The organism is Adlercreutzia sp. ZJ304 (assembly GCF_011039075.1).
GTDB lineage: Bacteria > Actinomycetota > Coriobacteriia > Coriobacteriales > Eggerthellaceae > Adlercreutzia_A.
The window spans coordinates 30444-53168 of record NZ_JAAKEG010000011.1; the positions used below are offsets into that span (position 1 = coordinate 30444).

Consider the following 22725-nt stretch of genomic DNA (forward strand, 5'->3'; position numbering starts at 1 on the left):
TTTCATCGCGGAAGTATGTACGAAAGCATTATATTACCAGTGTATGAATATATGACAACACACCAAATACCACTTCGGTAACGGCTAGCTATTTCTGTTTATCTTTTTTCTTTATAAGCCCTTTAAGCTTCGCCTTGAAGCTATCTTTGCTTTCGTCGTAGGGACGCGCAGATGTGGCATCGCTTAGAGGATGGGCTTCACCATCCACTTCATGCGGGGTTCCCCTAAAGAATACACCATCTGCCGAAACCGCTTGACGACCAGTATGTTTCTCAAAATAGTAAACAAAGCACGCTTTTATTACGGCAACAGCGGGAATAGCCAAAAGCATTCCCACAAGCGATCCAAGAAGCCCGCTCATGGCACCACCAATAGCAGATCCAAACATCATTGCAACAAGCGTAAGAGCGGGATGCACATCTACTGAGCTAGACATTATTCTGGGACTAACGAACGTGTAGACAAACCACTGAATAATAACCAAACCCACTATTGCAACAACGGCGGTTAGCGGACTTACAAATATGGCTGGAATAGCAGCGATAATTCCGCCGATCCACGGACCTACAATAGGAACGATATTAGTTATGCCAGTAATAACACCCAAAGCCGGCGCATTAGGAATGCCCAACGCCGCAAACAAAAATCCGCAAGCAACGCCAATAAGCAAGCATTGCAAAAACATTCCTTTTATATAGCCGCCAATTATGCGCGTAAATGTAATGTGTAGAAATTCTGCATCGTCGTAGAACTTCGGGCTTATAAGCCTTTTAGCTTCTCTTTTAATATCTGGCAATTCCATAAGAATCCAGAATGCAACTACCATGGCAAAACCTATAGCCATAAATGCGTTTGCAACTGAAGCACCTATGTCAACTACAGTATTAGCGGCTCCAGATGCCATAGAAGATGCCCAGCTAGAAACCGATGTCCCTACACTCTCTACCATATTTCTAACAGTATCGTTTTCCAGCCATGTCGAATACTTCGAATATGTTTCGCTTAGCCAACGCGTCAAGTCTGCTATATATACAGGAACACTTTCTAGTAAATTCACAAATTGACTGTTCAAACCGAACATCGGCGAGAACATAAGAATTCCAACTATTGCAAGAAGAACGAACATAACTACATACGCAAGCGTGGTGGCAAGCGCTCTATTCATTTTTTGCCCGAATCCATTAACTAGACCTCTAAGACAGAAAATGAACACCAAAGTCCAAATAAGCATACTGACGGGCAGCGCCAATACATTTAGAAGGTAAACGATAACTCCGACTAAAATTATGGCACCTATAGCCGTCCATACGCCCATAAACCATTTACGCACTCTGTCACCCGAAAAATTAGGAAGCGACTGCAGCTTCTTTGATTGAAGCCCAGTCGCTTTCAATTCTTCTATATGTCCAATATGCCCAGATGCGCCGTCGTTATTCTGATTCATCTAATGCCCCATCCGCAGATACATCTGCAACCGAAACATCCTCAGCTTTTTCTTCAGAATCAATTGGAACATAACCGCTGACCACAGGCTTTTCTGTAGTAACTTCTTTGGAGTTAGCAGATGCATCGGTATTCGCAGAAGTTGTATTGCAGGAATCGGCTTTAGCCTCCCCTATTTCTTTAGATATATCTGATGCGCGCTTTGGAGCGAATTTATCGCGAACCTTGTTCGTGAATGAACTAACAAGATCGAGTGGAGCACTGGTTACATTGTCTACCGCGGTGACAGTTTTCGATGCGGTGCCAGTTATGCTGCTAACATCTTGGAGAATTTCATCTACACGCATAATTTCCAAATTTGCAGCATCGACCGTAAGAGAAACGCGCTCTACAAGAGGTTTCGCATCACTTGTTAGTTGCTCAACATTCGCCAGCGTTGGCTCGATTTGTTTTTGCATATCTTCTACAGTGCTGCGAGTCTTTCTAATGGTCAGCGCCAGTTCCACAACAAACCAAATAAGCGCCACACCTACAACGATATAAACTATCGGTAGTATCATATTCAATATATCCATTGCGCAGCCCTCCTTCACACATCAAACGCGCTTACTACATTATTACATTCTATGCCTGCGCAGCTGGTTTTTATATCATATTCGACAGCAAGTTAAAATGTTGTAAAGAATATGACGAAAAATGTTAATCTTCGGTAATATCGCGATCTCTCAGTGTGGCTTCTGTGCGATAAGCCTCCCAGCCGCGATCTCCCGGATGCCAAAAAGCGCCTCGCTTTAGACCATCGGGCAAATATTGCTGGTCAACCCAGCCACCTGGATAATTGTGCGGATATTTATACTTCCCGTAGTTTTCAGAACCCGGACGATGCCTGTCGCGCAGATAATCAGGCACTTTACGCAGCGGACCCTTGCGCACTTCGCTCAAAGCATCAAAAATGCCGCACGCTGCATTCGACTTCGGCGCAAGGGCCATATATGTAGCAGCCTGCGCCAGTATTAACTGACATTCTGGATACCCTATAACCTCGGCAGAACGAAATGCAGCCTCAGCTATAAGCAACGCCTGAGGATCGGCGTTACCTATGTCTTCCGCAGCTAAAATAAATATGCGGCGCGCTATAAATTTAGGGTCTTCCCCGCCTTCTATCATGCGAGCCAACCAATACAGGGCAGCATCAGGATCGCTGCCGCGCATAGACTTTATAAATGCAGATATTATGTCGTAGTGTTGATCTTTATTTTTATCGTAGGGAAGCCCACGATGCGGTGTTGCGCTGCAAACCATTTGCTCGGTTATAAGAGCAGGTGTAGCCTTATTTTTGTTGGTGCTTAAAGCTAGCTGCGAGGCTAATTCTAGCGTGTTAAGTGCAGCCCGCCCATCGCCTGCAGCAAGAAGCGTTATGGCATCTTTGGCAGCATCGTCTATTGCAAACGCACTATTAAGTCCACGCTCATCAGTAAGCGCTAAATCTATAAGACTGCATATATCAGCATCGGAAAGCGAGTGCAATTCCACCACCCTGCTTCTAGAAAGAAGTGCGGAATTCACTTCGAAGTAAGGGTTTTCAGTAGTAGCGCCAACCAATACAACAGTACGGTCTTCTACAGCATGCAGCAAAGCGTCTTGCTGGCTGCGATTGAAACGATGTATCTCATCGACAAAAAGTATTGTACGCATGCCCCTAGAGCTTAAACGCTTTTGAGCTGCAGATATTTCGCGCCGCAAGTCGCTAACTGTGCCACCCACAGCAGAAACTTCCACAAATGTAGCTTGGGTGCTATTAGCAATAACATGCGCAATGGAAGTTTTACCAGTACCCGCCGGTCCAAACAATACAACAGAGCTAAGCGAATCGTTTTCTATGGCGCTGCGCAGCCAGCTTCCCGTACCAACCGCATCTTGCTGACCGACAATATCTTCCAACGCACGCGGACGCATACGCACCGCAAGCGGAGCGACACTCATACGATTTGCATCTTCCATTTCTGTAAAAAGACTAGCTGTTTCCATATGCTAGATGTTATCATTTATACCAAATTCGTACAAATGTTTTATCCCTTCAATAGCGCTTTAAGACATAGCCAAAAAAAACGGAATCCACAATCTGTCCAGAAACCCATCATACGGAATTCAAATGAATTTCATATACTCATAGGCACGGTTACTTCAATTGCTTGGGCGCTTTACCCCTTGAAAGCGTGAGTTGAGGGTAACCGCATCATCCCCTCCTCAGGTGCCTCCATTTAGGGGGCACCACTTTTACTTCCGATTAAAAAGCACGTTGTTGGTATCAAGCCAAGACGAAACGGTGCCTGTATCAAAACCATCTTTCGGATCTATAACTAAAGCATACATTTCTTCTTCAGCCAAAAGCGCATCTAGCGCATCTGTAAGTTGAATTTCACCACCAACGCCGGGCTTTACATCAGATAGAAGCTCCATCACACGTGGAGTAAGCAAGTAGCGCCCAAATACAGCCAGATTAGAAGGCGCATCTTCAAGCGCCGGCTTCTCAACAAGCGCGTCTATTTTCCAAACCCCGTCTGATACTTCTGCACCTGCTATAACTCCGAAGCGACTAACTTCTTCATCGGGAACAGGCATAACAGCTATAACACTAGCTCCGCCGTGAGCATCTGATACTTCCTGCATGGCGGGAAGCATGTTGTTGTTAGGCACTAGTACATCACCAAGAAGTACATAGAAAGGCTCGCCTGCACAAGCATCAGCAGCGCACAATACGGCATGCCCAAGACCTAGCGCCTCGTCTTGATATACGTAAGTTACGTTCAAATTTCCAACATATTCAACAACATCGGCGTATTCATTTTTGCCACGCTCGCGCAGAAGCGCCACCAATTCTGGATTGGGCGAGAAATGCTCTTCTATCGCACGCTTTTCGCGTGAATTCACGATAACTACTTCATCTGCCGCACTTGCTAGCCCTTCTTCGACCACATACTGAATGGCAGGTCTATCTGCCACAAGCAACATTTCTTTCGGAACAGCTTTAGTGGCTGGCAAAAACCGAGTTCCAAGACCCGCGGCAGGAATTATCGCTTTCATATATACGATTCCTTTCTAATAGAGCGAATGCAACAATAATACAGCAGACGATAAACGAAATTAGACAACTAACATCGATTTATCCGCGTAAATAACGCGCCGTTAATTTGTGTTTAGCGCAACATTGTAAATATCTACGTAAAAGTAGAATAAGCTGTATATGGGTTGTGTGGGAACAACACCCTCATAAATAAAGGAGATAGAGAAATGAAGAAAGTTCTAGCGCTTATCGCAGCAGGTATTTTGGCTGCAGGTGTGCTCTGTACGGTCGGATGTGCGGGGCAAAACAGCGAACAACTTATCCGGGATAGCCTGACAAAACAGCTAGATAAGTATAAAAATGCTGATGAGGCGGCAATGACCGAACTGGCAACAGTAGCCGAAAGTGAAGGTTTAGACGAAATGGGCATAGATTCCCAAGAGTTCGCAGCTGCTGTTTTAGATGGATTTGATTACAGCATTGATAAAATAGTTGTTAATGGCAACAATGCCACAGCTTCTGTAAGCATAACTTCGAAAAGTTACACCGATTTTGAAAATCGTATGAATGACGTTATTTCAGGCATTACAAGTGACCCTGCATTTGCAGAAATGACTGAAGAAGAAGCCACTACAGCGCTTGGAGAAAAGGTAATGCAAGCATTTGATGAATGCGAAATAATTACCGAGAATGCCGATATTGAATACACTCTTAAAGATAATGTATGGGAACCCGTAAAGGGCGATGCTTCTTTGGCTAGCTTAGACAGTATCGTATTTGCAAACGAATAAACAACCTATATTAAAATTTGGGGTACCGCTGAGATAAACCTAGATAGCGGGACTGGAAACAAAAGTTCCAGTCCCGCTTGTTTTAGGTAGCGCAATAAATTATTCCATTGCACGCAAAAGATTGACCATCTCTATAGCGCCTTCCGCACATTCGCTACCCTTGTTGCCCGCTTTGCTGCCGGCGCGCTCTATGGCTTGCTCTATTGTGTCTGTAGTTAAAATGCCAAACATAACCGGCACATCCGATTCAAGAGAAACATGAGCTATGCCCTTGCTGACCTCGGCACATACATAATCGTAATGGCTGGTAGCACCACGTATAACCGCACCTAAGCAAATTACCGCATCGTAATTACCGCTGTGCGCCATACGTTTTGCGATAAGTGGAATTTCGAAAGCGCCCGGCACCCAAGCTATATCTATGTCGGATTCTGCCACATCGTGTCGCACAAGCGAATCCATCGCACCACTAAGTAGTTTTGCGGTTATGAACTCGTTGAATCGCGATGCCACAATACCTACGCGCACACCTTGACTTACAACTTTCCCTTCAAATACAGCCATGCTGCTTTCCTTTCGCTAAAAGCCCATCTCGGCTAAAAATTCCTTACTTATACCGTTGCTATGTTGCGCCGAGCGATCCGCTTGACATTTGCTTGGCGCAATTAGTTTTTCGACGTATTTGCCAATAATATCGCACTCTATATTAAGTTTGTCGTTTACGCGCTTAGATGAAAGAGTGGTGTTTTCGAATGTGTGCGGAATAATAGAAACCTCAAACGACGAATCTGTGATTAATGCAACTGTTAGGCTTATTCCGTCTAGCGCAACGGAACCTTTTTCAACTACATATTTCATAGTTTGCGCATTGGCTGCAACGCGAATGCGCACCGCATTGTCATCTTGCGTAATGGACTTAATTTGTCCGGTAGAATCAATATGCCCAGAAACTATATGACCACCCAATCTGTCCGCCAGCCGCAATGCGCGTTCCAAATTAACCGCATCGGCGCATCGGAGGGTACCTAAAGTGGATCGCGCACAAGTCTCGGGCATAACATCGGCTACAAAACCCGAAGCATCTAAACTGCGTACAGTTAGACACACGCCATTTACGGCAATACTATCGCCAATTTCTGTTCCAGAAAGCACACTTTGCGCCGCGATAGATATTGTGGCACCTCGCGCGCCAGTTTTTATGCTGCGCACAGACCCAACTTCTTCTATTATTCCCGTGAACATGCGCCCTCCTAGTTTTGGGTCTGATGCCGATTTGATACCACATCGCCTTCTATGAGGATATCGCATCCAAGGCTGGAAACTGAAATGTTTTTCAATTCGGTAGCGTCGGCGGGCAGTATGCAACCTGTACCGCCTACAGGAGATGGCGCAAGAGAGCCGCCAAATATCTTTGGAGCAATGTATGCCTGTACCCTATCTACATAGCCACCATCGAACATGGCGCCCATTAAAGTTGAACCCCCTTCGACAATGACACTATCAAGATTCATCTTGCCCAACTTGCACAAAAGATCGTCTAAGCAGATGTGGCCTTCTCGGTTTTGCGAAACATTTAAGATTGTGCAACCGAATTGCTTGTATTGTTCGTGCAAAAGCGCATCTTCATTGCATGTAGCTATGACAGTAGAAATACTATTGGCACTGCTAACAATATTGCTGTTTATTGGCGTGCGCAGGCGCGTGTCGCAAACAACTCTTGTCGGCTGGTGCGCATTGTTACCCGCACCGCGCGCATTCAGCATGGGATTATCGGCAAGAACTGTATTCACACCAACCATGACAGCAGCATATCTTGCGCGGTCAGTATGTACGCGCGCTCGTGCCTCAACTCCCGTAATCCACTTTGATTCGCCCGTTAGCGTGGCTATTTTGCCATCTAGCGTAGTGGCGAATTTAGCAATAACAAGAGGCTTTCCAGTGGTTACAAAATGAAAGAACGGCATGTTCAAAGCGTCACATTCGCTGCGCAGTACACCTTCGTCTACCTTTATGCCAGCGCTGCGCAATCTTGCAATGCCGCGCCCTGCAACAAGCGGATTTGGATCGGACGAGCCCACAACTACGCGCGATATGCCCGCTTCTATAAGCGCATCGCAACAAGGTGGTTGCTTGCCAGTATGGCAACATGGTTCCAAAGTGACATACGCCGTAGCGCCAAGCGTGTCCTCTCCTGCCCGCTTGCATGAAAGAAGCGCCTCACGTTCTGCATGAAGCGCTCCGAATTTTGTGTGCCACCCTTGACCTATTATGCGATTGTCTTTCACAATAACACAGCCAACCTGCGGATTAGGATTAACCCAACCGCGACCATGCGCTGCCAATTCAATGGCAAGCAGCATATATTTTTGGTCAGCCATCTAAATTTCCTAAGTTAGCGCACAGACCAGCAAGCGACTAATCGATTTCTATAAGGTCGTAATCTTTACTGCCGCATCCCAAACGCGCCGCATCGTCTATAATTTTGCGACCATTCTTGGAATCTATACGCTCAAGCAGATGATCGCGACCCGGATCGGTGGAATTCAGAACCGCATCAATGCATGCCTGATCTATTGCTACAGGATCTGTCGAGGCAAAAATGCCAATATCTGCCATACATGGGTCTTCCGCCTTAGCGCAACAATCGCAATCGACCGACAGGTTAACGGCTATGCTGACATATGCCAAATTGCCCGCAAAATGAGAAACTACCGTTTCGGCAGCCTCAGCCATACCTTCCAGAAAATCGTCCTGCTTGGCGTGCTTATCCCAGAATTCAGCCTGCAAAAGCGATGCGCCACCAGTATGAATATTCACCTTGCCAGCATTAGACGCACACCCGATAGACAGCTGTTTAAGCGCTCCGCCAAAACCACCCATAGGGTGCCCCTTAAAATGACTAAGCACCAACATAGATTCGTAATTCATTATGTGTTTGCCAACCAAGTTTTCCTTCAACACGCGCCCATTTTTTATGGGGAATACTACGTCGGGGCCTTCTGAATCCATAATGTCTACGTCAAAATATTTGCTCCAGCCATGCGCAGCCATAAGCTTTTCGTGCTTTTCGGTAGTGTCGCGCGCGCCGTCATATGCGGTGTTGCATTCCACTATGGTGCCATCTACAGCCTGAACCATAGGGCGCATAAATTCTGGGTGTAAGTAATTCTGGTTGCCCTCTTCGCCGGAGTGCACTTTTACAGCAACTTTACCGGGAAGCTGTACACCCAGCGCATCATAGGCTCTAATTACCGATTCCGGAGAGATATCTTTGGTGAAATAGACTTTGGATTTCGCCATACTAGCGCTCCTTTCATATAAAATCTTATGCCTGAATGATACAACGTTTCGGCATGCGAAGTAATACAAGCGTATGCTGGTTTAGAACTACATAGCATACCTAAAGGAGCTTATATGATTTTGGGCAAGCTAAAAGGTGCAAGCATAGCGCTTGTATGTCTTATATTAGCTGCAGTAACAGGCTTATGCGTGCTTACCGGATGCGCAAGTTCAGGCACAGGCGGCACAAGTGCAGACATCGGCGAAACCGCGAGCGCCGACGCAAATTCCCAAGTAGTTCGCGTGGGAACTATGCCAACTGAAGATATATTGCCACTTTGGGTAGCCGAGCAAGAGAATTTCACAACAGAAAATGGCATGCGAGTAGAAGTGGTTACATTCGATTCCGCACAGGCTTTGTCTGCTGCCATTACATCAGGCGATGTAGACATGGCGATGACTGACATAATGCGCGCCGCTAAGTTAACTGAAAGCGGCATAGACACGACTCTTGAATGGGTAACGCTTGGAGAAACCGCCGATCAGGGGCGCTTTGGCGTACTGGCAGCGGCAGACGCACCGTATAACAACTTGCAGGAACTTGCAGACTACACAGCTTCGGAAGGATCTGGCGATTCGCAAGGCGTAGGGGTTGGATCTAACACGGTTCCCGAATATGTATTCGATAAATTATGCGAAGAAGCTGGTGTAGACGGTATTCCTGTACAAGAAGTAGCCAGCTTACCCGACAGATATAGCCTAGTAGCTTCCGGACAGTTACTTGCAGCGGCACTTCCTGCTTCAATGCTGGCACTTGGAGAAGCAAGTGGAATGAAAGTAATAGCTGACGATACGCAGGGTGAAAATATATCGCAATCAGTTATGGTGGCGCGAACAAAATGGAGTGAAGCTAACGCTCAGGGAGTGCTAGATGTAGCACAGATATGGGATGCAGGAGTAAGCGCCTTGGCAGCTAACCCTAACCAATACCGAGCGCTGCTAGTGGAAAAAGCAAACTTGAATTCCGCCATAGCCGACACATATCCTATAAGTTCATACCCGATGGCGCTACACAATGGCGAACTTGCGCATCCTAGCGGCGACATGGTGCAACCCGTACTGGAGTGGATGGTTGCAAAAGGATACGGCGGTAAGGTGACATACGACGATGCTAGCGGCGTGCTAGAAGTAAAAGCAGCGTAAAGTCAGACGGACACAGCGTAAGCAATTTGAGCAAGACACTTGGATATATCTGGGGCACTGTATTAGTTATAGCCATCTGGTGGCTTTTAGCTTTAGTTGTGCAATCGCCCGCGCTGCCCACCCCTATTGCCACAGTACCTGTTTTGGTCGAACAATTTGGCGCAATAATGCCGCAGTTTTGGCTAAGCCTTTGGCGCATACTGCTAGCTATGATTATAGGCACTTTACTAGGTGCACCCATAGGGCTTGCACTTGGGCGCTCAAAACGCGCCGATGCTGTTTTAGGACCGGTGTTGTATATCCTGTACCCTCTTCCGAAAATAGTGTTACTGCCTATATTGTTTGTTCTATTCGGAATAGGCGGCGAGGCAAAGGTAATTCTTATAGCCATTGCGGTATTCTTCCAAATGATGGTAACTATGCGCGATGCCGCGCACGCCATACCAACTAGCGCTGTTGAATCGATGCGAACGCTTGGCGCAAACCGCTGCCGAGTGTTTGTGCATCTTGTAGTACCCGCCACTATGCCTGCCCTATTCACCGCACTTCGCATAACCACAGGCACCGCGGTAGCAATTTTGTTCATAGCGGAATCGATGGCGGGCAATACGGGGCTTGGGTATTTTATTATGCACTCGTGGTCGCTTTTGGAATACACGCGCATGTTTGCCGGAATAATAGCTATGGCACTTATGGGTGTTTTGCTTTACGAAGCATTCGATATTGCCGAGAAGCATTTCAGCAAGTGGAAAAACTAACGCACAATGCGCGTCGTTAGGCTATAATAGTGCGTCGCGAAAATGATTCGCAACATACGGGGCATTAGCTCAGCTGGGAGAGCGCGTGGTTCGCAATCACGAGGTCGTGGGTTCGATCCCCATATGCTCCACCATAGGAAGATTCTCGAACCCGTCATCATTGGCGGGTTCGAGTTTTATCTGCTTTACCCGCACAAACCTATCGCGTTATACTCTGCAATCTAAATAACCGTCCAAACACTCGCGAACACATACTCCGCGGTATATGGGCAGAAAAGTGTGTCTGTTTTAGTCGATTGCATATGGATAGGGCGCGCTGTTGTGGAACTCTGACCAAACCAGACCGTGTGTTATCTTCGTCACTTTTTAGGCGAAAAATGGTCAAAACTTCCGACTTTCCACAGTCTATAATGCCAAATTACACCAATTACGAATCAAAATGGAATTGAAGAACCCTGTTTGCCCAGTGTTCTCCACAATTCAAGTTATCTATGTGGCGCTATGACTATGGAAAGCCGGAAGTTTTGACCATTTTTCTAACTTTTTTGAACTAGTATGCGGATGAGTTGAATCGTAATCTAGCGTCAAGGTGTTGAGAGTTTACCCAAAAGCCATCCAACAAACACTTTAAGCCATCTTGCGGAGGTATCGTTTTTCCTAACGCTAGAGCCTCCGCATAAGGTGCATCTCCACCTCTGCCTTTCTGCTTTAGTAAATTTGTTCTTTGACATTTTGCTGCCGCAAATGCTGCATTTTGAGATAGATACCGCTCATCCCTGCCCATAACTGACTTTTTCTTGGAAAAAGCTTGCCTGAACAGGGATGTCAAGTGAGAATTAGGCGCACTTTTTGCCTATATGCCTACTCCGCGAGCAGTCAAATTAGGATAGGCTGTCTAGGAAATCGTCCGACCCTTCAACCTGATTTGATGAACTGAACTCAGCATAAACTTACGGATCAACAGATTTTCGTTCTAGCGGTTTGAGAAAATTCTTCTTCAGATTTCTCACATTCATGAAAAAATCCATTTCGGATTTGGTGAGATTATCGTTGCTTAACTTCTCCGCAATAAGCTCTAATGTACATATCATGTCAGCTGCTTGGAAAAGACAATAATCAGACGGTTTTGCCTTACGTATATCTGCATCAATAAGTGCATTGAAAACAGCATTGATTATGTTTGTAACTTCTTTTTGCCCGTTATCGTAATAGACGATAACGCTATCGAATGACTGAAAGAACTCAAGATGTATCTTTACATATCCGCTTATCTCACGAGAAATTCTAGATACCATCTTGTCGTGAGTGGAGAACTCTTTCTTCCTGAAAAGGAATGTCTTATAACGAATATCCGACCGCCGAACGAAGCTAAACAGAGCCCTAAAAAGCTTCCTTCTATCAGCCATAGGCAGACTGATGTAATCAGACTCCCTTCTTATCAATGGCGCTGAGTGTATGTTGTGCGTCTTAGGAAATCCAGCTTCTGCAAGATGCTGCTTTAAATATGCAACCTGTTCAGAGATGCTCTTACTTTGGTCATGAAGAACAAGCGTAATCAGATAATATGGAGCATGCTTTTCGTAGACTCCGAAGTCGCCGGATTCATCTATGAACACGCTTAAATCTGCCATATGCTCCTTATACATTAAAATGGCGGGGAAATATCCCCGCCTTAGGGTGGACCAGGGTCTTTCGACCAGCCCAGAATATGTCTAGTTTATACCATGTTTTCAGTGAAACTTCAATCTCTTGGAATCTGTTTGAATCATTGTGTATCTGAATTGACCGATTGCCGTCGAAATTACTTTTATAAACTAGATACGTATGCAAATGACTTGGAAGAGCGCGTGGTTCGCAATCACGAGGTCGTGGGTTCGATCCCCATATGCTCCACCATAGAAAGATTCTCGAACCCGTCATTGTTGGCGGGTTCGAGTTTTTATCTGCTTTACCCGCACAAACCTATCGCGTTATACTCTGCAATCTAAATAACCGTCCAAACACTCGCGGACACATACTCCGCGAGCAGTCAAATTAGGAAGGAATAGCACGCAATGATAGACCCGTTTTGGTTCGTCACCATTGTGACGTTGCTTTCCGGCGCAGGCGGCACGGGTATCGGCGGGCTTATAGGCGCGCTGTTCAAGAACGGATCGAACCGCACCATCAGTCTGCTTTTGGCATTCGCTGGTGGTGTTATGACCGCCATGGTGTGCTTCGAGCTATTAGCTGAGGGCGTTGAAGCGGCAAACCAGCTCTTCAATATGGGAGTCTTGCTTGTTATTGTTTCCGTAGCGTTTGGCGTTGCAGTTGTATACGCACTCAACTACATTATTGACCGGCGCACCGTTCGGGAAGTGCAGCACACGGCGAATGAAGGTCATCCTCAGGCACATGACGACATCGATGAACTAGTGCATGCCGATCACTATGCTGAGCACAAGCGTGCGGGCGATTCGCGCGGATCGCTCGTAGTGGCTGGCATTGTTATGGCATGCGCAATTGCATTACATAATATCCCGGAAGGTATGACAATTGGCGCAGGGTTTGTCATCTCGGATAATCTCATGCTCGGTACAGGCATGATCATGGCCGTCCTTATCGGTCTGCACAACATTCCCGAAGGCATGGCTGTCTCGGTGCCGCTTATCAGCGGCGGTATGAGTAGGCTGCGTGCGGTTCTGCTCACTGCGCTATGCGGTCTGCCAACACTCTTTGGTGCGTGGCTTGGCTTGTGGCTTGGCGACATAGGACCACTCGGTCTTACCATTAGTTTGGGATTTGCATCGGGCGCGATGCTATACGTCGTATTCGGCGAAATTCTGCCCGAGGCATATCTCATGTACCGCTCACGCATTCCGGCATTCTCTTTTCTTGTTGGTCTTATGCTTGGTCTATTCATGATCTTTAGCTAGTGAACACTAAGACAGTTTCTAAGCCAGAAGGGGTTCTCGGCTAAACTATATATTCTTAAGTATTCATATTACCTGTTCGGGCAGATCAGGCAGCTTACGCGACGCTACACCCTTTTTCGCAAATCGCATAACAAACTGCTTTGAAGCCTTTAAGTCTACTTTAAAAGACTGCTGCTCTGACTAATGGTGACGCCTATTTCGTCTGCCCTCTGCACCGCAAGACCGGCTCTTTCCGCGAACTCGGACCAACTCTCCGCAATATCAACCATACGATCGATCCGCGCATACGGATCCGAGATACTGAAGCGCTCGGCCAACCGAAGCAAATCGCTGCGATCTATTCCTGTGAACTTTCCGTTAACAGACAAGAAATGCTGGGACAACCAAGGATTGTTCTCTGCATACGCATAAGTCAGGTCGTAAGCAGGAGCAAGCTGCCAGCTGCCCCCTTCTGGAAGCAAAAACGACCAGTTCTTCGTATGGTCATCGTTGTTGGTCATACACACATTGAACACCACTCTGTCAAAAAGCTCATCGAGAGCATCCAAGTCAAGCTCCAAGTCAATTGCAGCCTCGAACAGCTGCACAGTACTGAACGTACCTACCATATTGAAATCGAGGTTAGCAAGCGCGCCCAGATGGCTTGAACTCCAGCGCACCTACTCGTTTGCCCCAGCAGATAACATCAATCCCAAAAACAGGCTTATACGCCATAGCTACTCCACCTTTGTGTTTCCCTGTGCACCCTTGGATCTTGCGCGCTTCCTTTGCTTTCCATATTGCCTCAATTGAATCGGACTGATGGGTGTGGCAGGCGCGATCAGATCAAGCTGTTCCTCTATGCCAAGCACCTTCATCACTTTAATGAACGTCAAGAGACGCGAGCCGACACCTCTCTCGAGCTTTGCTATGGTCGCTTGCGTCAACCCCGAACGAGACGCGACCTCGTCTTGCGTCATATTCATATCGAGGCGATACCTCTTCAGGCGCTGACCAAGCGTCGTTTCCCAATCCCGTGCATTTCTTTCCATAATGTTAATCTTAATATTTCTATGGTTTATTAAGTATATATAACCATACCATATAATTTTATTATGTTTATTGTGCATACCTATTGTTGCTTCAATGCTGACATGTTCCATATTCAGCCCGTACACGCAAAGTTGGTGAAAGTGATTAGCGCTTTCTTTCTTAGAGGTCTTCGCCTAGCTCAGCCTTCCAATCGAAATCTGCAGGCGGCATAACGGGAAGTGAGCCGTCTTCTTCAATTCCATCGCGTCCGTTCCACTGGCACTTCTCCATATCGACGTGGGTATCATCAACAAAGATCACACCCTCAGCCTCAAGCATCTTTTTCTGCTCGTTCGGTCCACCGAAGACGTAGCCCTCGCACAGCGCACCATCTTTAAATACCACGCGGTGACAGGGGATATCTTCTGGTCCTGTGCCGGGATGCGGGTTCGAATGCATGGCGAATCCGACGAAGCGCGACTTGCGCGGCTGCCCGATGAGCCGCGCGATCTGACCGTAACTAGCCACTTTCCCACGCGGAATACGAGACGTTATATCATAGACTTTGTCCGAGAAATCGCCCACTACACACTCTCCGATCCCAGACGCACTGACCGAGATATTCCCCACAAGACACAACACGCAAATGCCTACTACATGATACCATCCTATTATCGACGGAAAACAATCTCTACCCAACAGACCAATCTGCAAGGAGATGCATGGACAAGCTTGGCATACTCATAGCAAACACTGGCAGCCCCAGCGCTCCCACGCCAGATGCCGTCCGCATCTACCTGCGCGAGTTTTTGAACGACCCGAGAATCCGCCCTATGAACCCGATTCTGTGGAAGGCGATTCTTGGTGCGTTTATATTGCCGAAACGTTCAGTAGCGTCAGCCGAGAAATACCAGAGCATCTGGACTACTCAGGGGTCCCCTTTGTCTGCAAGTATGGCTTCTCTTGCCCGCAAGCTTGAGAACAATCTGGACGAATGTATTGTCAAGGAAACTATGAGCTACGGCTCGCCCTCTATGCCAGACACACTTCGCGAACTGCGCGATGCCGGCTGCGATCAGCTTATAGCAATACCCCTCTACCCGCAAAGCGCGTATTCCACCACAGGGGTTGTCAAAGACAAGCTCAATGCTGCGCTCGCCAAACTGAACTGGAACCCAAAGCTAACATTTGTTGAGAATTATTGGGAGCAGGAAGCTTATCTGGATGCTGTAGCCAACTCCGTACTAGCCGCCGGATTCTCCAAAAACGATAAGCTGATGATAGCTTTCCATTCCATTCCCATGCGCGACGTTACCGCAGGTGACACATACGCCGAACAGGCAAAAGTCACAGCAGCCGAAATCGCCAACAGGCTACATCTCGCACCTGATTGCTGGCGCATCGGGTTCCAATGTCGCTTCGACAGTCGCAAGTGGGTAGGCCCTTTCACTACCGAAGCACTACAGCACCTACAAAATAGCGTCGGGAAACTCTTCGTAGTGGCTCCGAACTTCTCAATTGATTGTCTCGAAACACTCCACGACATAGAAGTAACTCTCAGGCAGAATTACCTCAGAATCAACCAAGACGCAAGCCCTGACAGTTTCGTGTATGTGCCGTGTCTGAACGACTCCGATGCCCATGTACATATCTTAAAAACGCTCATATACCCCCAAGAATAAAAATGCACAACGAACGAATGGAATAGCAATGGCAGAAGTTTCATTAACAAGACAATTCATAGGTCAAGCTAGATTAGTGCGGCTTCTGCTTTGGCGCGTAGGAGATTCTACAGATATAGACACGTGTTTTAGCGCAGCACGGGAAGCATCTATGCTAACTGAAGACGATGAATCATTCCTGCGTGCATGCTTAAAAGCCGAAGAATGCCAGCGAACCGACAACAAACAACTTACAGAAATTGACCAGTCCACAATTAAGCGTCTGCGCCGCTGCGCCGACAAGCTTAACCGCGCAGATGCCGCCTAAGCGCTATGGCTTTATCTGGCACAAAATTTCCCAACCAGAAAGCTAAACACCGCGCAAACAATTAATTAATCAGATCGGCATTCATTATTCGTTACGTTTTTCCAACACATATTTATCACGAATATCTATTACTTCTTGCTTAGAATTCACACCAAGCTTGCGATACATATGATAGTAATGAGACTTAACCGTATTCTTTGAAATAAACAGCTTATCAGCGATTACAGACATAGTATGACCTGCAAGCAATAGATGTAATATTTCTTGCTCGCGCTTTGAAAGGTCATAATCTTCCGCAATTAGGGCTTCAATTTCGAAAGGAATTATATTCTTATTGCTATTCTCAGATTCAGCGCTGCCCGCTACCCCTGTCATTTCATGCGATTTATCAACCAGCTCTTCTGGCATAAAGTCTGCTTTCGAACATGAAGCAGGGGCTCACAATGCTCTACTCATATCGTCTTGTTTCAAATCGTGCTTGTTGTAATAAGCTTGTTGCAATAACTTACAAATTGGTTTCCAGTCAATAAATTAATCTTTCTATACACCCTTAATTCTTGTTACAGCAAACACCGCCACCAACAACGCAATCTCCAACATAAAACACAATTGACTGCCCGGGCGCAGTACGAATATGGGGCGCGTCATAGTGAACATGCGCCGTTCTATCTTTCGCAATCTCTATACGCGCCGCCACTGGGGCTTGCCTATATCCCGCCTTAACTTCACCAACAAATGCTCTCTCAGTGTAATTGCCAGAAATTATGTTCACATCATTAAGATAAGCTTCACTCTCAAACAGTGCGCTTTGCGGCGCAACAACAAGCTGATTGTTGGCTAAATTCTTTTCCAAAACATATAACGGCTCTTTGCTTGCAATACCTATACCGCGCCGCTGTCCAATCGTGTAATTTATAAGACCGTTGTGGCATCCAAGTTTTTTGCCTTCAACGTCCACTATATCGCCCTGTCGAAATAGCGAATCGCGCCCGTTTAATTCCTTATATCGCTCAATAAAATCTTTATAGTTTCCATTTGGTATAAAACAAATGTCTTGGCTTTCGCTTTTATCTGCGTTATTGAACCTTTGTTCATGAGCAATTTCTCTAACTTGATTCTTAGTTAAATGACCAATGGGAAACAACATATGAGAAAGGTCATCTTGAGTTAAGTGGTACAACACATAACTCTGATCTTTGGTCTTGTCGGTGGCGCGCAAAAGTTGCCATTTCCCCGTTGCTTCATCAAAATGCCGGCGCGCATAATGGCCTGTTGCCACATAAGTAGCTCCCAGCTCCCGCCGTCGCTGCTGCAAAGCCTCAAATTTGAGATACCTATTGCAATCAATACATGGATTCGGAGTTAATCCCGAGATATACGCATCACAAAACCTGTCTACAACGTCGTGCTTGAAATGCTTTTTCATGTTGAATACAAAATGCTCAATACCAAGCTTTGTGCAGGCATTACGAGCGTCCATAACATCATCAAGCGAACAACAACCAGATTCTATATCTTCTCCAATTAATTGATCGTCAAACAACTTCATTGTAGCGCCTGCAGTCTTATAGCCCTCTTTGAGAAGAAGAAATGCGGCAACTGTGCTGTCCACGCCGCCGCTCATTGCCATAAGCACATCTGCTATTGGTACGAGATCATAATTGCTCATATTGGTTTGACACCACTAATTAAGTCTCTCCTCTAATGCGCCAACTATTATTCGCAGCGCCTTTACGCGAGCATAGCGCTTATCGTCGCTTTCCAGCACCGTCCACGGCGCATAACTTGTACTTGTTAGACGGAACATGTCATCTATTGCGCTTTTGTATTGCGGATACTTTTCGCGGTTACGCCAATCGTCAGGCGTTATTTTCCACTGCTTTGCAGGGTCTGCCGCCCTAGCTTCAAAACGCGCTAGCTGCTCTTCGGGGCTTACATCCACCCAGAACTTCAACAAAATTGCGCCCCAATCAACCAGATCGTGTTCAAACTCGTTTATTTCATCGTATCCGGCAGCCCATGCATCCGGCGGCGTTATTTCCTCTACTCGCTCAACTAGCACGCGCCCATACCACGAACGATCGTACATTCCCACATGCCCTGCCTTCGGAAGACGAGTCCAATAGCGCCACAAGTGCGGATGCGCCAATTCAGGCTTTGTAGGCGCGGGGCTTGGGAATATAGTGTAGGCACGCGCATCCAAAGCCTGAGCAACGCGCTTAATGTTGCCACCTTTACCCGCTGCATCCCATCCCTCGTACATTAAAATTAACGGAATACGCGCCTGAAACATAAGGTTTTCAAGTTTGAACAGCTTAGACTGCAAGTGCTTTAGCTCTTTTTTGTATTCGCTCTGAGGTAGCACTAAATTATGCTTCATAGTGTCTACTGTTGGATGATTTGCCACTATTTCGAAACGAGACTGCGCCGGCGCAAACGAATGTTGAGCTATAGCAATCGCTTCAGCATCTTTTTGGTTGACACCATTTTCTTCGGATTGCACACCTGCCGATTGCGCATCCATTGCAGCTTTAGTTTTCGTTTTCAGCGCTTCTGTTTGCTCCGCCGCTTTATTTGCAGCCTCTTGTTTGCGGGCAAGTGCATTCTCTAGTGCATCTACTAAAGTACGCGCAATTAGCAAATTCGCACTTCGCTTATCTTCGCCATTTACCAACACCCATGGCGCAAAATCGTAATTCGATCCTTCCAGAAGCCTATCGTATAGCTTATAGGCGCTCTCATAATCTTTCACACTTGCCAGCTTTTTATCAGGCACACGCCAACGAGTAGCTTTATCGTCATACAATCTATCAAGGCGTTTCTTTTGTGCCTTTTTCGACACATGTACAAAGAATTTCACGACCACATAACCATCGCGCGTCAGTTGACGCTCAAAGTCGCTTATAGACTCTAGATAATGCCGTGTGCCGCCCTGCGGAAGCAACAATTCAGCCTCTGATTTCGCCATCATTAGCTGCATTGCCTTTGTATACCAGCCGCGATCATAAAATGTGATATGCCCGCGCTCGCCTAGCGCTTTCCAATATTCCTGCATCATAGGGAAAAAGCCAGAAACACCCTTATTATGTCCCACAAAATCTTTTACTTCCTGAGAATTAATATCGGGAGAGACATATACACTAGTTGCACGTGCGTCTAAATTGTACATAAGGTCAGATATGCGTGAGCCTTTTCCGGCACCATTCCAACCTTCGAACAGCACCACTAACCCAGCCCCTTCTGCAACTGCACGCTGTTGCAAAACCACAAGTTTATCCATTAATTCATCATGAGCATCCTTATATTGCTGCTTATCAGGCTGCGGCATGTTGAAATCTACTGTATCAAGCATGAGTACTCCTTCCATTTTGCGCTAAACATATTAGCATTCAGGTTCCGCACAATTCGGGCAGGAGTGTCTACTTATTTATGTATACACCTTTTTCTGATGCTCAATTTGCCGATTTCTGACGGCATGACGTTATACTTGTAGATATACACAAAATCTAAATGGAGGCTTCAAAATGAGTGAAGATGGCAAGTCACTATATGTAACAGCGCCCTATCTGCAAAACCGTGAGCTTTCATGGCTAGAATTTAACAAAAGAGTTCTAGACCAAGGGATTGACGATACCGTACCGCTGCTAGAAAGACTTAGCTTCATAAGTATTTTTTGGAGCAATCTGCAAGAGTTTTTCATGGTGCGCGTTGGCAGTCTTACCGACCTTTCACTTTTGAAAAAGACAATAATTGACCAAAAGTCAGGAATGACACCGGCAGAACAATTAAGCGCCATATATAAAAGATGCCACGAGTTATACCCCTATTACGAAGATTGCTTCAATAAACTTCAGCAATTGTTGCTTAAAGAAGGCATACTGAATGTTGAAAACCACGAAATTGACGAAGAGCAACGCGCTTTTCTGGATGAGCATTTTCAAAATAACATTATGCCGTTTTTGTCTCCACAGATAATAAATGCTCACCATCCATTTCCGCATTTGGAAAATGGCGCATTGTATGTAGTGGTGCGGCTTGACGAACACGGAAGTAAGAAGAAAAGCAAGACAGAAAAGGGTGGCGCAGAAGGCGTTACACTTGGCATAATTCCACTACCGCGTCAATGCGAACGCATCGTGAAATTGCCGGGTGCGGGATGCCAGTTCATGTTGCTAGAGTCGATTATAGAAATGAATGCTGCCGCAATTTTCAACATGTACAAGGTGAAGCACACAAACGTCATCTGCGTTACACGCAACGCCGATTTAGATGCCGCCGAAGGTAGTGAAGAGCAGGGTGAAGATTATCGTGAGCAGATGAAGCGCATCCTAAAGAGGCGCGCTAGATTGGCTCCTGTGCGTCTGGAAAGCCACCGCGAATTGTCTACAACGGTAAAGCGCGAATTACTAGAGCGCTTGCAACTAAAAAGCTATCAAACGTTTGTGTCGGCTGTACCGCTAGACATGAGTTATGTTTATGATTTGCGCAAATACATTGATAGCCAGAAACGCAGCCAACTTACATATGAGCCATTTACACCTGCATGGCCTGCTTGCCTAGACCGCAAACGCTCTGTAATCAACCAAATTGTCGAGCGCGATATATTGGTTTCGTATCCATATGAAAGCATGGATTCGCTAGATATGTTGTTGCGCGAAGCGGCAGTTGATCCTGCAGTTGTTTCCATAAAAATAACGCTATACAGACTGGCAAAACAGTCGCGAATGGCAGAAGCGCTTATAGCCGCGGCTGAAGCAGGTAAAGAAGTAACCGCCGTATTCGAACTGCGCGCACGCTTCGACGAATCGAACAATATAGAGTGGTCGCAGCGCTTTGAACAAGCTGGATGTAAAGTGCTATACGGCTTCCGTGAATTAAAAGTGCATTCAAAAATATGCTGCATAACTCGTCAAACTCCAGATGGATTACAGCATATTACTCAACTTGGCACCGGCAACTACAACGAGAAAACCGCTGCGCTCTACACTGACTTCTCTTTCATGACAGCCGATCCTCAAATCGGCGAAGACGCTACGATGTTCTTCCGCAACTTAGCCCTAGAGTGCTTAAGCGACGAGTATAAAACCTTATGGGTAGCGCCCCTAATGATAAAACAGCATATTTTAGACGGCATAGACGAGCAGATAGAACGCCACAAACAAGGATTGCCAAGTGGGCTATTTTTCAAGACCAATTCAATAACCGATTTGGAAGTAATTGAAAAAATAGTTGAAGCTTCACAGGCAGGCGTGAAATGCACTCTGCTGGTTAGAGGCATATCATGCATCGTACCCGGACTTGCCGACTACACTGGAAATGTTTGCGTAGTAAGCATAGTTGGTCGTCTTTTAGAGCACAGCCGCATTTATTGCTTCGGACCGCTAGATGCAGATGCACGCATTTATATGTCTAGTGCAGATCTTATGACGCGCAATATGGACAAACGAGTTGAGATAGCTTGGCCTATTACTAACGAGCGTCTACGCCAAGAAGTTATAGGTTATATTGGCACATGCATGGCTGATACTGCAAAATTACGCGACCTGCTACCCAACAAAGAATATACTCCTTTGCGCTTCTTTGCGCCCGAAGACCCGCAAACCGGAATGCCAGTTTTATTCGATGCGCAAGCATTCCTTATAGGAGAAGCACAAAAGATGAATTTGGCTACAGCCGAGTTAGATGCGTTTGCTAGAGCATCCAGTATTGCAGATAGCCCATGCATGACTGCACGGCAACACCAATCGAAAAAGAAAAAGAAATTAAAGCCGGAAGATTTGCCAGCAATAGAAACAACAGCACCAATAGTGCCTAACCTACAAGATGCGCCCGTCTCCTCTGCCCAAACGAAAACTATCCCCGTTTTGCCCAAAGAGCAGGAGCAGGAACAGAAGCAAGAGCAAGCGTTTGGCTACGGAATAAAATCGCCCAATAAACAGGCGAACTCTACACAAGCTGCAACCACCATGCCTATAGATGCAGAGTTGCTTCAAAAGCTAGTTGATAATACTCCGCGCCCCGAGCCTGTTGCGAAAGCTGTAGCGCGCCATGCAAAGGCGGCACACGACAAAGATAAAGTGCTTTATGATTCGCCGGAAACCTTCTTCGAGAAACCACAGGAAGACAATCAGATTGTTATTCCGACCGAAAAGACAGGCTTCTTTAGCAGATTATTCGGCAAATAACACACTAGCTTTTCATATTAATAATCGAAGGAGGGTGAAGTGAGGGCTGCGAAGCTTCTGAACGTAACCCTCCTTCGATTCTATTTT

General features: G+C 46.3%; 22 protein-coding genes and 1 tRNA gene. 8 read left to right on the forward strand and 15 right to left on the reverse strand.

Features of this window, described 5'->3' with window-relative positions; genetic code table 11:
* Positions 1 to 88 precede the first annotated feature (88 nt).
* The 4 genes from G7Y46_RS07005 to G7Y46_RS07020 form a co-directional block, all read right to left on the reverse strand.
* Entirely contained in the window at positions 89 to 1444 is a 1356-nt protein-coding gene (locus G7Y46_RS07005; RefSeq protein WP_165253565.1) for an AI-2E family transporter, read from the reverse strand.
* Positions 1431 to 2018 (reverse strand): DUF948 domain-containing protein, encoded by a 588-nt coding sequence (locus tag G7Y46_RS07010; RefSeq protein WP_165253567.1) that lies wholly within the window; start codon positions 2016 to 2018, stop codon positions 1431 to 1433. Before G7Y46_RS07010 ends, G7Y46_RS07005 begins: the two co-directional genes overlap by 14 nt.
* Positions 2019 to 2142: 124 nt before the next feature.
* A complete protein-coding gene (locus tag G7Y46_RS07015) occupies positions 2143 to 3471 on the reverse strand; it encodes a replication-associated recombination protein A (RefSeq protein ID WP_165253569.1) in 1329 nt (442 codons plus the stop codon).
* A gap of 249 nt (positions 3472 to 3720) precedes the next feature.
* Positions 3721 to 4527 carry a UTP--glucose-1-phosphate uridylyltransferase gene (locus tag G7Y46_RS07020; RefSeq protein WP_165062791.1) on the reverse strand — a complete coding sequence of 269 codons (807 nt, stop codon included), beginning with the start codon at positions 4525 to 4527 and terminating at the stop codon, positions 3721 to 3723.
* A 207-nt stretch (positions 4528 to 4734) separates the two neighbouring features.
* Between G7Y46_RS07020 and G7Y46_RS07025 the strand changes: the two genes are divergently transcribed.
* Positions 4735 to 5298 carry a hypothetical protein gene (locus tag G7Y46_RS07025; RefSeq protein WP_165253571.1) on the forward strand — a complete coding sequence of 188 codons (564 nt, stop codon included), beginning with the start codon at positions 4735 to 4737 and terminating at the stop codon, positions 5296 to 5298.
* 99 nt (positions 5299 to 5397) lie between these two features.
* Here G7Y46_RS07025 and ribE read toward each other — a convergent pair whose 3' ends face one another.
* Genes ribE through G7Y46_RS07045 form a run of 4 tightly spaced genes read right to left on the reverse strand, consistent with a single transcriptional unit; the run spans position 5398 to position 8598 of the window.
* Entirely contained in the window at positions 5398 to 5862 is a 465-nt protein-coding gene (gene ribE / locus G7Y46_RS07030; protein WP_165253573.1) for a 6,7-dimethyl-8-ribityllumazine synthase, read from the reverse strand.
* Positions 5863 to 5877: 15 nt separating this feature from the next.
* Complete coding sequence (locus G7Y46_RS07035) at positions 5878 to 6540, reverse strand: riboflavin synthase (protein ID WP_165253575.1); 663 nt, start codon at positions 6538 to 6540, stop codon at positions 5878 to 5880.
* Positions 6541 to 6548: 8 nt separating this feature from the next.
* The gene (gene ribD, locus G7Y46_RS07040) at positions 6549 to 7676 is read right to left on the reverse strand and encodes a bifunctional diaminohydroxyphosphoribosylaminopyrimidine deaminase/5-amino-6-(5-phosphoribosylamino)uracil reductase RibD (RefSeq protein WP_165253577.1); all 1128 of its coding nucleotides are present in this window, start codon (positions 7674 to 7676) and stop codon (positions 6549 to 6551) included.
* Between the two features lie 37 nt (positions 7677 to 7713).
* On the reverse strand, positions 7714 to 8598 hold the full coding sequence (locus tag G7Y46_RS07045) for a DUF362 domain-containing protein (RefSeq protein WP_165062796.1): 885 nt from the start codon (positions 8596 to 8598) through the stop codon (positions 7714 to 7716).
* A gap of 114 nt (positions 8599 to 8712) precedes the next feature.
* Here G7Y46_RS07045 and G7Y46_RS07050 point away from each other — a divergent pair, with 114 nt between their 5' ends.
* The 3 genes from G7Y46_RS07050 (at position 8713) to G7Y46_RS07060 (ending at position 10672) form a co-directional block, all read left to right on the forward strand.
* Positions 8713 to 9780: an ABC transporter substrate-binding protein gene (locus G7Y46_RS07050; RefSeq protein WP_165253579.1), complete on the forward strand. Its 1068-nt coding sequence runs from the start codon at positions 8713 to 8715 to the stop codon at positions 9778 to 9780.
* 26 nt (positions 9781 to 9806) lie between these two features.
* Positions 9807 to 10538 (forward strand): ABC transporter permease, encoded by a 732-nt coding sequence (locus tag G7Y46_RS07055; protein ID WP_165062798.1) that lies wholly within the window; start codon positions 9807 to 9809, stop codon positions 10536 to 10538.
* 58 nt (positions 10539 to 10596) lie between these two features.
* Positions 10597 to 10672 (forward strand) — tRNA-Ala (locus G7Y46_RS07060).
* A gap of 816 nt (positions 10673 to 11488) precedes the next feature.
* Here the strand turns inward: G7Y46_RS07060 and G7Y46_RS07065 are convergent.
* Positions 11489 to 12169 carry a DUF3800 domain-containing protein gene (locus G7Y46_RS07065; protein ID WP_165253581.1) on the reverse strand — a complete coding sequence of 227 codons (681 nt, stop codon included), beginning with the start codon at positions 12167 to 12169 and terminating at the stop codon, positions 11489 to 11491.
* A 423-nt stretch (positions 12170 to 12592) separates the two neighbouring features.
* On the opposite strand from G7Y46_RS07065, the gene G7Y46_RS07070 reads away from it, so the two are divergent.
* The gene (locus tag G7Y46_RS07070; protein ID WP_241157090.1) at positions 12593 to 13453 is read left to right on the forward strand and encodes a ZIP family metal transporter; all 861 of its coding nucleotides are present in this window, start codon (positions 12593 to 12595) and stop codon (positions 13451 to 13453) included.
* Between the two features lie 155 nt (positions 13454 to 13608).
* Here G7Y46_RS07070 and G7Y46_RS07075 read toward each other — a convergent pair whose 3' ends face one another.
* The 3 genes from G7Y46_RS07075 to G7Y46_RS07085 form a co-directional block, all read right to left on the reverse strand.
* Positions 13609 to 14061, reverse strand: coding sequence for a HipA domain-containing protein (locus tag G7Y46_RS07075; protein ID WP_277424169.1), 453 nt, complete (start codon positions 14059 to 14061; stop codon positions 13609 to 13611).
* Positions 14062 to 14169: 108 nt separating this feature from the next.
* Positions 14170 to 14595 (reverse strand): helix-turn-helix transcriptional regulator, encoded by a 426-nt coding sequence (locus tag G7Y46_RS07080; protein WP_165253585.1) that lies wholly within the window; start codon positions 14593 to 14595, stop codon positions 14170 to 14172.
* Between the two features lie 49 nt (positions 14596 to 14644).
* Positions 14645 to 15049 carry an MGMT family protein gene (locus tag G7Y46_RS07085; RefSeq protein WP_165253587.1) on the reverse strand — a complete coding sequence of 135 codons (405 nt, stop codon included), beginning with the start codon at positions 15047 to 15049 and terminating at the stop codon, positions 14645 to 14647.
* 137 nt (positions 15050 to 15186) lie between these two features.
* On the opposite strand from G7Y46_RS07085, the gene hemH reads away from it, so the two are divergent.
* Both hemH and G7Y46_RS07095 read left to right on the forward strand, forming a co-directional pair.
* On the forward strand, positions 15187 to 16146 hold the full coding sequence (hemH, locus tag G7Y46_RS07090) for a ferrochelatase (RefSeq protein ID WP_165253589.1): 960 nt from the start codon (positions 15187 to 15189) through the stop codon (positions 16144 to 16146).
* A gap of 28 nt (positions 16147 to 16174) precedes the next feature.
* Positions 16175 to 16453 carry a hypothetical protein gene (locus G7Y46_RS07095; protein ID WP_165253591.1) on the forward strand — a complete coding sequence of 93 codons (279 nt, stop codon included), beginning with the start codon at positions 16175 to 16177 and terminating at the stop codon, positions 16451 to 16453.
* An 84-nt stretch (positions 16454 to 16537) separates the two neighbouring features.
* On the opposite strand, the gene G7Y46_RS07100 is transcribed toward G7Y46_RS07095, so the two are convergent.
* The 3 genes from G7Y46_RS07100 to G7Y46_RS07110 all read right to left on the reverse strand — a co-directional run bounded on the left by G7Y46_RS07100 (position 16538) and on the right by G7Y46_RS07110 (position 19805).
* Positions 16538 to 16861: a helix-turn-helix transcriptional regulator gene (locus tag G7Y46_RS07100; protein WP_165253593.1), complete on the reverse strand. Its 324-nt coding sequence runs from the start codon at positions 16859 to 16861 to the stop codon at positions 16538 to 16540.
* Positions 16862 to 17003: 142 nt separating this feature from the next.
* Positions 17004 to 18122, reverse strand: coding sequence for a tRNA 2-thiouridine(34) synthase MnmA (gene mnmA / locus G7Y46_RS07105; RefSeq protein ID WP_206214184.1), 1119 nt, complete (start codon positions 18120 to 18122; stop codon positions 17004 to 17006).
* Positions 18123 to 18137: 15 nt separating this feature from the next.
* On the reverse strand, positions 18138 to 19805 hold the full coding sequence (locus G7Y46_RS07110; RefSeq protein WP_165253595.1) for a polyphosphate--AMP phosphotransferase: 1668 nt from the start codon (positions 19803 to 19805) through the stop codon (positions 18138 to 18140).
* Positions 19806 to 19977: 172 nt separating this feature from the next.
* Here G7Y46_RS07110 and ppk1 point away from each other — a divergent pair, with 172 nt between their 5' ends.
* Positions 19978 to 22638 carry a polyphosphate kinase 1 gene (ppk1, locus tag G7Y46_RS07115; RefSeq protein WP_165253597.1) on the forward strand — a complete coding sequence of 887 codons (2661 nt, stop codon included), beginning with the start codon at positions 19978 to 19980 and terminating at the stop codon, positions 22636 to 22638.
* Positions 22639 to 22725: the final 87 nt, after the last annotated feature.